The 9,361-nt window shown below is 66.3% G+C and carries 8 protein-coding genes; 2 read left to right on the top strand and 6 right to left on the bottom strand.

The window, feature by feature from the left end; translation table 11 throughout:
* The first annotated feature begins 325 nt into the window (after positions 1 to 325).
* A complete protein-coding gene (locus AC07X4_RS23255) occupies positions 326 to 622 on the top strand; it encodes an ankyrin repeat domain-containing protein (protein ID WP_494741461.1) in 297 nt (98 codons plus the stop codon).
* A gap of 103 nt (positions 623 to 725) precedes the next feature.
* On the opposite strand, the gene AC07X4_RS23260 is transcribed toward AC07X4_RS23255, so the two are convergent.
* Positions 726 to 1,595, bottom strand: coding sequence for an HDOD domain-containing protein (locus tag AC07X4_RS23260; protein WP_056746683.1), 870 nt, complete (start codon positions 1,593 to 1,595; stop codon positions 726 to 728).
* A 164-nt stretch (positions 1,596 to 1,759) separates the two neighbouring features.
* Positions 1,760 to 2,707 carry a LysR family transcriptional regulator gene (locus AC07X4_RS23265; protein ID WP_056746686.1) on the bottom strand — a complete coding sequence of 316 codons (948 nt, stop codon included), beginning with the start codon at positions 2,705 to 2,707 and terminating at the stop codon, positions 1,760 to 1,762.
* Positions 2,708 to 2,839: 132 nt separating this feature from the next.
* On the opposite strand from AC07X4_RS23265, the gene AC07X4_RS23270 reads away from it, so the two are divergent.
* Entirely contained in the window at positions 2,840 to 3,484 is a 645-nt protein-coding gene (locus tag AC07X4_RS23270) for an FMN-dependent NADH-azoreductase (protein WP_099730040.1), read from the top strand.
* A gap of 192 nt (positions 3,485 to 3,676) precedes the next feature.
* Here AC07X4_RS23270 and AC07X4_RS23275 read toward each other — a convergent pair whose 3' ends face one another.
* From AC07X4_RS23275 to AC07X4_RS23290, 4 genes are all read right to left on the bottom strand, one after another.
* On the bottom strand, positions 3,677 to 5,983 hold the full coding sequence (locus AC07X4_RS23275; RefSeq protein WP_494741462.1) for a putative bifunctional diguanylate cyclase/phosphodiesterase: 2,307 nt from the start codon (positions 5,981 to 5,983) through the stop codon (positions 3,677 to 3,679).
* 378 nt (positions 5,984 to 6,361) lie between these two features.
* Positions 6,362 to 7,165, bottom strand: coding sequence for a MetQ/NlpA family ABC transporter substrate-binding protein (locus AC07X4_RS23280; RefSeq protein ID WP_233194296.1), 804 nt, complete (start codon positions 7,163 to 7,165; stop codon positions 6,362 to 6,364).
* Between the two features lie 266 nt (positions 7,166 to 7,431).
* Positions 7,432 to 8,520, bottom strand: coding sequence for a DUF6817 domain-containing protein (locus AC07X4_RS23285; RefSeq protein WP_494741463.1), 1,089 nt, complete (start codon positions 8,518 to 8,520; stop codon positions 7,432 to 7,434).
* A 323-nt stretch (positions 8,521 to 8,843) separates the two neighbouring features.
* Positions 8,844 to 9,152: a hypothetical protein gene (locus AC07X4_RS23290; RefSeq protein WP_056067613.1), complete on the bottom strand. Its 309-nt coding sequence runs from the start codon at positions 9,150 to 9,152 to the stop codon at positions 8,844 to 8,846.
* Positions 9,153 to 9,361: the final 209 nt, after the last annotated feature.

A 9,361-nucleotide genomic window follows, 5' to 3' on the forward strand; every position in this document is an offset into this window, starting at 1 on the left:
CCCCGCGCCTGCGCAGACACCAGCACCCGCCCAGCCCGTAGCCAAGCCGGCTCCTGTGTCGCCTTCCACTGAGCAGGAAGCCCTGTCAGCACCTCGCGCAGCCGGGGCCCTCTCCGGTTTCCCAGCGTCGCCCCCCGCGCCCTCGACCGCAGCCTCCCCTGCCGAATCTGGTGGTGAAAGGCGCGAGCGCACAGCAGCCCCCGCGGCACCGGCCCTTCAGGAGGCCACCCCGGCTGCCCCCGCTCCGGCTACCGCACCAGCCGCCCGCAGAGCGCAGGCTGACTCTGCAGCGCGCGACCACCACACGGCGGCTGCAACCCCTGCCATGCCAAAAAATCTGGGTGCGGCCTTGCCCGTCACCATCTGGGAGGCCGCCCGCTCGGGCCAACCCCAGCAGGTCGAAGCCCTCGTGCAACAGGGCACACCAGTGGATGCCCGCGACCCCGGAGGAAAAACCGCCCTGATGCTGGCGGCCATGAACGGCCACACCGCCACTGTGCAGCTGCTGCTGGCCTTGCGCGCCAACCCGGCGCTGGTGGACCGCGAAGGTCTGAATGCGGCACAGCTCGCGGCACAGCGGGGGCACACGCGCCTGGCAGAGCTGCTGGAAGCGGCCCGCTGAAAAGCGCACCAGCAGATCTCGCAGTGCCCACGTCATGTCCGCAGGGGGCGGGCGTAGCTGCCCTGCTCGGCGGTAGCGGCGAATCAGCTGCTCGTCGGAATCATCAGAACCGCACCGCCTCAAACGCGGGGTGCAGCGCATCGATCCAGTGGTCCAGCTCGTCCTGCGTCACATGCAGGTGGTCCATGCAGGCCTGGCCGTGTTGGGTCCACTCGCGCGTGGGGGCCAGGCCGTCGTGCTGGTTGACCAGAAACTCGGCCAGCAAGCCCAGCGCCACCAGGTGGCGCACGGTGGGATCAAACTGCTCGTCGTTCAGGCACGCAAAGTCGTGGTGCAGCCAGATGGCCTGGGCCACGTCGCCCGGCAGGTGCCAGGTGCGCGCCACGATGGCGCCCATCACCGCGTGGTCGGTGCGGTGGCTCGCGTTCTCGGTCTGGGTAAAGGTGCGGTCCTTGCGCGCCAGGGCCTCGGTCACGGTGCCCGCGTAGCCCCGCACCGCCTTCACCAGCACCGGCATGCCCACGTGGCAGAACAGCCCGAAGCTGTAACCCAGGCCCGGGTCCAGGCTGTAAAGCTGGTGGCCGATGTGCTCGCACGCAATGGCGCGGCGCTGCGAGCTTTCCCAGAAATGCTCCAGCAGCGGCGAGCGCACCTGCAGCGCATTGCGCGTGATGAAGGCAGACAGCAGCTCCACGGCCGGCTGCAGCCCCAGTACCGTCAGCGCCATGCCCACGGTCTGCACCGGCTGGGCCAGGCCGTACAGCGGGCTGTTGGCCAGCCGCATCACGGCGGCGGCCAGGGCTACGTCGGAGGATGCCAGTTGCTCCAGCGCGGTCGAGTCCAGCTCGGGCGCCGCGACGATTTGCTGCAGGCGCAGCAACGATTCGGGGCACGGCGGGATCACGATGGCGCGCACGGCAGGGTGCACTCGGGCTTGCCGGATGTCTTGGTCGATGGGGTGTGGAGCGGTCACAAAAAGTCCCCGGGCCGCCGCGTGTGCCGACCACACGGACGGGCGCAGCCCGCACAGTTGCAATTCGTTGCATTGTGGCGCCAAAAAGCGCTTTGCCCACCGAACCCGTGCACAAGCGCAGGCTTTGCGCCCAGCGCCTCAGAACCTGTACTTTGAACAGGTTCTCAGATATTGGCGCCGTCGAGCCCCTGCAGGGCCTGCCGTGTGCTCAGGCTGCTGCGGCCGGGCATGGCCTCGCCCAGGTAGTCCAGAAAACGCCGGACCGCGGGCGACAGCCCCCGGCGGGAGGGGAACACGGCATGCACGATGGCGGGCGCCGGCGCCCAGTCGGGCAGCACCCGCACCAGCTTGCGCTCGCGCATTTCTTCCTGGCACATGTAGTCGGGCATCCAGCACACCCCCGTGCCGGCCACGGCCGCGTATTTGAGCGTGAGCAGGTCGTCGGCCACATAGCGCGGCGTGTGCTGCACCACCTGGTGCACGCCGCCCGGGCCGATCAGGTTCCAGGTCGATCGGCCATCGGGCGCGGACATGGCGATGCTGTCGAGCTTGGCTAGGTCGTCCAGCGTTTGGGGCGTGCCCTGGCGGATCAGCAGTTCGGGGCTGGCCACCAGGATCTGCGTGGTGTGGTCCAGCCGCTTGACGACCATGCTGCCGCTGTCGTCCACCGAGGGACGCACGCGCAGCGCCACGTCGATGCCCTCTTCCACCAGGTTGACCGCGCGGTTGCTCACCAGCATGTCGATGCGCACCTCGGGGCAACTGGCCAGGAACCGGGGGATCAGCTCGGCTACCACGGTCTGCGCCAGCGTCACCGGGCAGCTCACGCGGATGGTGCCGCGCGGCACGGTCTGCACCTGGGCCACCGTGTCGGCCGCCGCCTGGGCCGATTCGCGCATGGCCTGACAGTGGCGCAAATAGGCTTCGCCCACTTCGGTCAGCGAGAGCTTGCGGGTGGTGCGCTGCAGCAGGCGCACGCCCAGCTGCGTTTCCAGGTCGGACACCCGGCGCGACAGGCGCGATTTGGGAATGCCGAGCGCGCGGCCCGCAGCGGCAAAGCCACCGCGCTCCACCACTTCGGCGAAATACAGCATGTCGTTGAGATCTTGCATGGGCTTCATCGTCCTATGGATAGAACAATCTATCGCAAGTTCACTACCTTATCAACAAATTGATCCATCCCCACAATTCATCCCATGGCCACACGCTGTGGCTCCGATCCACAGAACCCCAGGAGTTCCCTCATGCAACTGCTTCACGTCGACTCTGCCATCACCGGTGATCAATCCGTGTCCCGCCAACTGACTGCCCGCACCGTGACCGCCTGGCAAGCCGCCCACCCTGGCACCACCGTGCAATACCTGGACCTGGCCCAGCAAGCGCCTTCGCACCTTTCGGCCCAGTCGCTGGGGTTCCGCACCGGCCAGGCCGCTGCCACCGAGGCAGAGCGCGCTGAAAACGCACTGTCCGAAGCCCTGGTGAGCCAGTTCCTGGCCTCCGACGTGATCGTGATTGGCGCGCCGCTGTACAACTTCTCAATCCCCAGCCAGCTCAAGGCCTGGATCGACCGCCTGGCGCAAGCAGGCCGCACCTTCAAGTACACCGAGAAGGGCCCCGTGGGTCTGGCCGGCGGCAAGACGGTGATCGTGGCCTCCACCCGTGGCGGCGTGTACTCGACCAGCGAAGGCGGTCAGGCCATGGAGCACCAGGAGAGCTACCTGAAGGTGGTGTTCGGCTTCTTCGGCATCACCGACGTGCGCTTTGTGCGTGCCGAAGGCGTGGCCATGGGCCCGGACGCCAAGGCGGCCGCACTGGCCTCGGCCAACGTGGAAATTTCCACACACACCAGCGTGGCCGCCAACCAGGGTCGCGTGTCGCAGGCCGCCTAAGCCCAGCGGCAACAACGGCGCGCAGGGCACAAGCCCTGCAAGCCCCCTCCCAAAAAACCCGGCCCTGTGCCGGGTTTTGGCTTTTATCAGGGCAAAACGGCCAGATGCGCTAGTGGAACATGCCTGAGCAGCTATCATTTTTGATATGCCACACACGGACCATGCCGCCCCCACGCCACACCGTGCCTGCAGTCACTGCGCAGCGGGCGGCGCCTGCCGCTGCAACCATTGCTCGGCCAGTGGCCCGGGCGCCAGGGCCGGTGCAAACAGCCAGCCCTGAAAACGCTCGCAGCCCATGCGGATCAACAACTGCAGCTGCTCCTCGGTCTCCACGCCCTCGGCCACCACCTCCAGTCCCAGCGTGCGGGCCAGGGCATTGACGGTGGCGCAGATCTCGCGGTCGTTCACGTCCACCACGATGTCGCGCACAAACACCTTGTCGATCTTCAGCTCGCTCACCGGCAGGCGCTTGAGCTTGATGAGCGACGAGTGGCCGGTGCCAAAGTCGTCGATCGACAGCGCAAAACCCGCGTTCTTCAGATCGAGCGCGATGGCGTACAGGGACTCGTCCAGCAGCTGCGACTCGGTGATCTCCAGCACCAGGCCGGCGGGCGCCACCCCGGCGCGCTGGGTCACGCCCAGCAGGGTCTGGGTAAAACCCGGCTCACGCAGCTGGATGGTGGAGACATTGACCGACACCACGGGCACCTGCCAGCCCTCGGCACGCCACTGCGCCATCTGGCGGCAAGCGGTCTCGAACACCCACAGCCCAATGGGCACGATGAGCCCGCTCTCCTCGGCCAGCGGGATGAACTCGTCGGGCGGCACCGCCTTGCCATCCACCGACCAGCGCAGCAGCGCCTCGGCACCCACGGTCTGGCGCTGCTGGTTGAGCTGGGGCTGGTAGACCAGCGTGAACTCGCCCGCCTGCAGCGCGTTGTGCAGGCGCCGGCGCAGCTCCAGCCGCCCGCGCGTGATCTGCGTGAACTCCTCGATGTAGAAGCGGTACGAGCCCCGGCCTGCACTCTTGGTGGCGTGCAGGGCCGAATGCGCGTGGCGCACCAGCTCCACGCTGTTGGCCGAGTCGTCCGGGTACAGGCTGATGCCCAGGCTGGCGCCCATGTACTGTGCGCCCACCTCCGACAACTCCCAGGGCTGCGCCAGGCCCTCCACCAGCGAGGCCGCCAGCTGCGCCAGCTCGGTGCGCGACGCGGGGCGCAGCAGCATCACCGTGAACTGGTCATTGGCCAGCCGCGACACCAGGCCCTGCCCCGCCAGCAGCTGGGTGATGCGTTGCGCCACCTCGCTCAGCAGCGCGTCTCCCACGCGGTGGCCATAGGTTTCGTTCACGCTCTTGAAGTGGTCCAGGTCGATCAGCATCAGCGCCACGCGGCGGTTGGTGCTGTGCGTGTCGCGCGCGGCCTCGGCCACGGCACGCTCCAGCGCGTCTTCAAAGTAGCGGCGATTGGGCAGGCCGGTGAGCGCATCAAAGTGCGCCACGCGGTACAGCTGCTCTTCGTTGCGCAGCACTGCGGCCTCGGCCGTGCGCAGGCGGTTGAGCAGGCTCACCACAATGGTCTGGCGCAGTGCCGCCAGCAGCAGCACCAGCAGGCAGCACACCAGGATCAGCGCCTGCATGCCTGCCCTGCCATCGGGCGCCACAAACAGCAGCACCAGGGTGATGGCCGCCAGCGTCATGGACAGCAGTGGCACGTAGTTCATGACCTGGTCGCACTGGCGGCGGTAGGCCGAATCTGCCGACATCTCAAACCGCAGCCAGCGTGCGCCCCAGCCCAGCACCAGCGCCGACACACTGAAGCTGGCGTTGAACCAGATGCCCGGCTGCACCGTGTTGCTGATGACCATGAGGTTCCACTGCATCCAGCTCAGGCCAAAGCCCAGCAGGCCCAGCAGCACCAGCGCATGGGACCGGTCGATGCGCACCCCCACCGTCGGAACAGCCAGCGCCGTGACGCCCGCCGCAGCGAGAAACCCGGCCGGATACAGCACCAGCACCGTGCCCACGGCCAGCGAGTCCACCTCGCCCGAGGGCAGGTAGATCACCAGCGTGAACGCCAGCAGCGCCAGCACCGTGCCGCCAAAGTCCAGGGCGGCCGGGTAAGCCCGATCGCGCGACAGGCGCGCAAAAGTGGCGCGGATGACGGTGGCAGCCCACAGCGGCCCCCCCGCCAGAAACAGCAGGTCGGCGGGCGCGGGGAATGGGTTCCAGTCCAGCGCCACCTGCACGTTCCACACCATTTGCCCCAGGGCCACCAGCACCGCAAAGATGAGCAGGCCGGTGTGCAGCGCGCGGTCGGTGGGCGGCGCCTGCCGCCAGCCGCGCCAGGCCCAGAAGGCAGACAGCCAGAAAGCCAGCGTCCAGGAGGCGTTGTCCAGAAACAGCCGCGCGCCCGGAGAAGGCACCCACAACGACGCCAGGAACGACAGCGTGGTTGCACTCAACCAGACCGCTGTGAGGATTCGTTCCGCGAAGGACATGGGTCAGTGTTGTGGTGGGGAGGGAGTGCTGGGCGCAGTTGCTACAGAACGTTAACCCCTCCCATTGTGGCCGCAAGTTCGGCCCACCTTTTCCCCCTGCGGTTTGCCGGGGCACTGACACAGAAACAAGCTACTAAAAAAATAGCACCCAGCGCCCATGGGATGTGCGCTGGGTGCCAAATGGCTTGGATTTTTCTGTTGAGCCCCCGACGCTGCGGCGCCACAACACCGCCGCCTGAGCGCGAGCGTCGAAGGGCTGCTGCCCATGGCTGGGGCGTACCTGCTCAACCCGGTACTGCCCTGCTCGCGCAAGGAGAGAGAATCGCCACCGCTCCGGGCCGTTGCCGGCCCGTCGCCACGGAGCGTTCCGTCGGGGTTTTAGAAGCCTGGCAGCACCGAACCCTTGAACTCGGTCTGGATGAACTTCTTGACTTCTTCCGAGTGGTAAGCCTTCACCAGCTTGGCCACCCAGGGCTTGTCCTTGTCGGCTTCACGCACGGCGATCAGGTTGACGTAGGGGCTCTTGGCGTTTTCTTGTGCAATGGCGTCCTTGCCAGGGTTCAGGCCGGCCGACAGCGCAAAGTTGGTGTTGATGGCCGAGGCGTCCAGATCGTCCAGCGAACGGGGCAGCTGGGCGGCGTCCAGTTCAACAAACTTGAGCTTCTTAGGGTTGCTCACCACGTCCAGCGGCGTGGCCTTGAGGCCCGCGCCGTCGCGCAGCTTGATCAGGCCCTTGTCCTGCAGCACCAGCAGCACACGGCCGCCGTTGGTGGGGTCGTTGGGAATGCCGAACTTGGCGCCTTCCTTCAGGTCTTCCAGTTTCTTGACCTTCTTGGAATACAGGCCGATGGGGAAGTTGACGGTGTAGCCCACCGACACCAGCTTGTAGCCACGGTCGGCCACTTGCGCGTCGAGGTAAGGCTTGTGCTGGTAGCTGTTGGCGTCCAGGTCGCCCGCAGCCAGCGCGGCGTTGGGCTGCACATAGTCGCTGAACTCGACGATCTGGATCTTGAGGCCGTCCTTCTCGGCAACCTTCTTCACCTGCTCGAAGATCTGGGCGTGGGGGCCGCCGGTCACGCCCACCTTGATGGGCTTGTCCTGGGCCATGGCGCCGGACGAGAAAGCGGCAGCAGCGGCCAGGGCCAGGGCGGATTGCAGGAGAAGGCGCTTGTTGTTGTTCACAGGGAAAACCTTTCGTTGAGAGATGGTTCGCATCCTAGGGTTTCCCCGATAAAACTGGAACAACTAAGTTTTCATTTCATTACAACCCATTCGAATAAGAAGACAAAGCCCGTGCCCCCACCCCCATCTCATGAAACTGGCGCGCGCCCGGCGAGGGCGGCCGAGCAAGGGTCGCCCCGCAGCGAGGGCTGCGTCCCCCTTCCCGAATCGCGCAGCGATTCGAGAGAAGGGGGAAGTGGCACAGCCACTCAGGGGGATGTTCCAAGTCACCCACGCAGTGCCACGTTGTTCAGCTTGTCCAGCCGCTCGGGCCAGGTGCCCTCCACCGTCGCGCCCTGCAGCAGGATGCGCGTCCAGGCCACCCAGGCGTCCCACTGAACGCGCTTGTCCCACGCATTGCCCCAGGCGCTGAACAGGTGCAGCGCACTCTCGGCAGCGGCCTTGGCGTCGTCCTTGCGGCCAGCGGACAGGTACAGCTGGGCCAGCACCATCTGCGGCTCGCCCACCCAGGGGTTGTGGCGCACGGCGCTTTCCAGCACGCCGGTGGCCACGTCCAGGTCCACCAGCGGCTGGTCTTGCTGGATGACAGACCAGTACAGCGACGTGGCCGCCGCCTCGTTGGCGGCAGACAGGTGCTGCGAGCAGTGTGCAAACACGGGTGGCATGGGCAGCACGTCCTTCAGCCCCGGGTGCTGCAGCGCCTTGGCCAGGCCATTGATCTGGTGCACCATGCGCCCCGACGGCCGCATGGGTCCGGGCCAGAGCGATGCAGCCCAGTGCGCCTTCTGGCTGCGGTGCTGCACATCAGGAAAGCGCGAAAAGATGTCGTCTTGCCAGCTGAACCACTGCTCGATGGTGTCGGCCATGCTCACGATGATGAAGGCCGCCACCTCGTAGGGCGTGAGCACATGGTCCTGCCCGTCCTTTTGCAGCACCAGGCTGCCGTCCGCCTCCAGTGCATGGGCCAGCACCTTTTGCACAAACTGCGTGCGCGACTGGGTGCAGAACAGGTAGACCAGGTGCTCGGCCGACTCGCCCGCAATCTCGCGCACCCGGGCGCGCTCCTTGGCAGGGTCGAACTTCACCAGGTCCACAAACGCATTGCCATACACACTGTGCAGCAGGCCCAGCAGGCGCACGTCACGCGGCTGCTGCCACACCGTCAGCGTGCGCGTCACGCCCACCAGGTGGTGGCGAAACGTGCCCGCCTTGTGCCAGTCCTGCCCCACATTGCGCGCGAGCACCGTGGGCAACACGGGCGCCAGTTCGGGGTCGCGGGTCAGCCACTCGTCGTCCAGCAGCGGCAACGCGCGGGCAAACAGGTCAGAGTCCAGGGGGTGAAGCGGCAGGGTCATGGGGGTTGTGTCTCCGGCGTTGAGTGTGCGGGTAATGCAATGTACACACAGTATCTGCCCACACGGCGGGTGCGCAAGCACCGCGGCGACCCTGCCTTTACACCCAGCACGCGCCTGCACGGCGGCTCGGTCAGCCCCATTGCGGGCTGCGGGCTTTCAGGCTCAGAGGCTGAGAGTTTTTAGCCGGGCCCGAAAGGCGCGCCAATACGCCTCGGATCTAGGCGCAAAGCACAGCCATAGCTCAGGCTATGGCGAGCATTGGTAACGACGAGCCGGGGCGTATTGGCGTGCAAGGCGGGCATGGATAAAGGACCCTCAGCCTCTCAGACCAGCCGCACCTCAAAGTACGCGCCCTCGCCTTCTCCCAGATCCCGGAACCCGGCCTGCCGGGCTGCCACGCTGGCCTTGCCCCAGGCCTTGAGCAGGGTGAGATCGCCAGGAGACACCACCTCGGGCGGCGACTCCTCCAGGCTCTGCATGGTGTCCAGGGCAGCCGCCACCTGTTCGGGGCCGCCAAGCTGCTTTTCCAGGGCCCTGGCGTACCGGGTTTCTGCGGCAATGCGCTCCTTGGCCGGGAGTTCCTCGGGGTAGTCGCGCAGGGTGACGGCGTAGGTGGATTCGATGACTTGCATGGCGCTGCTTCTCCTGTGGTTTGATGCTGTATAAATATACAGTTTTTTTCAACAAAACTCGAGCGCCGAAAGATCCCACATGGAGCGCGGGAGGATGGAAAGATTGTTCCTAATACTGGAACAGTTAGTTTACGACTGGGTGGTTTTTCCCTGAACACCATCGGCGTACAGTTCATCCCATCGATGAGCCGAACCCGCAAGGCGACTCA

The organism is Acidovorax sp. GW460-11-11-14-LB4 (assembly GCF_059423685.1).

What these genes read in the sequence shown, in the direction of transcription:
- AC07X4_RS23255 (WP_494741461.1), top strand. Translation starts at nt 326, where the DNA reads ATGCCAAAAAATCTGGGTGCGGCCTTGCCCGTCACCATCTGGGAGGCC.
- AC07X4_RS23265 (WP_056746686.1), bottom strand. Translation starts at nt 2,707, where the DNA reads ATGCAAGATCTCAACGACATGCTGTATTTCGCCGAAGTGGTGGAGCGC.
- AC07X4_RS23270 (WP_099730040.1), top strand. Translation starts at nt 2,840, where the DNA reads ATGCAACTGCTTCACGTCGACTCTGCCATCACCGGTGATCAATCCGTG.
- AC07X4_RS23275 (WP_494741462.1), bottom strand. Translation starts at nt 5,983, where the DNA reads ATGTCCTTCGCGGAACGAATCCTCACAGCGGTCTGGTTGAGTGCAACC.
- AC07X4_RS23285 (WP_494741463.1), bottom strand. Translation starts at nt 8,520, where the DNA reads ATGACCCTGCCGCTTCACCCCCTGGACTCTGACCTGTTTGCCCGCGCG.
- AC07X4_RS23290 (WP_056067613.1), bottom strand. Translation starts at nt 9,152, where the DNA reads ATGCAAGTCATCGAATCCACCTACGCCGTCACCCTGCGCGACTACCCC.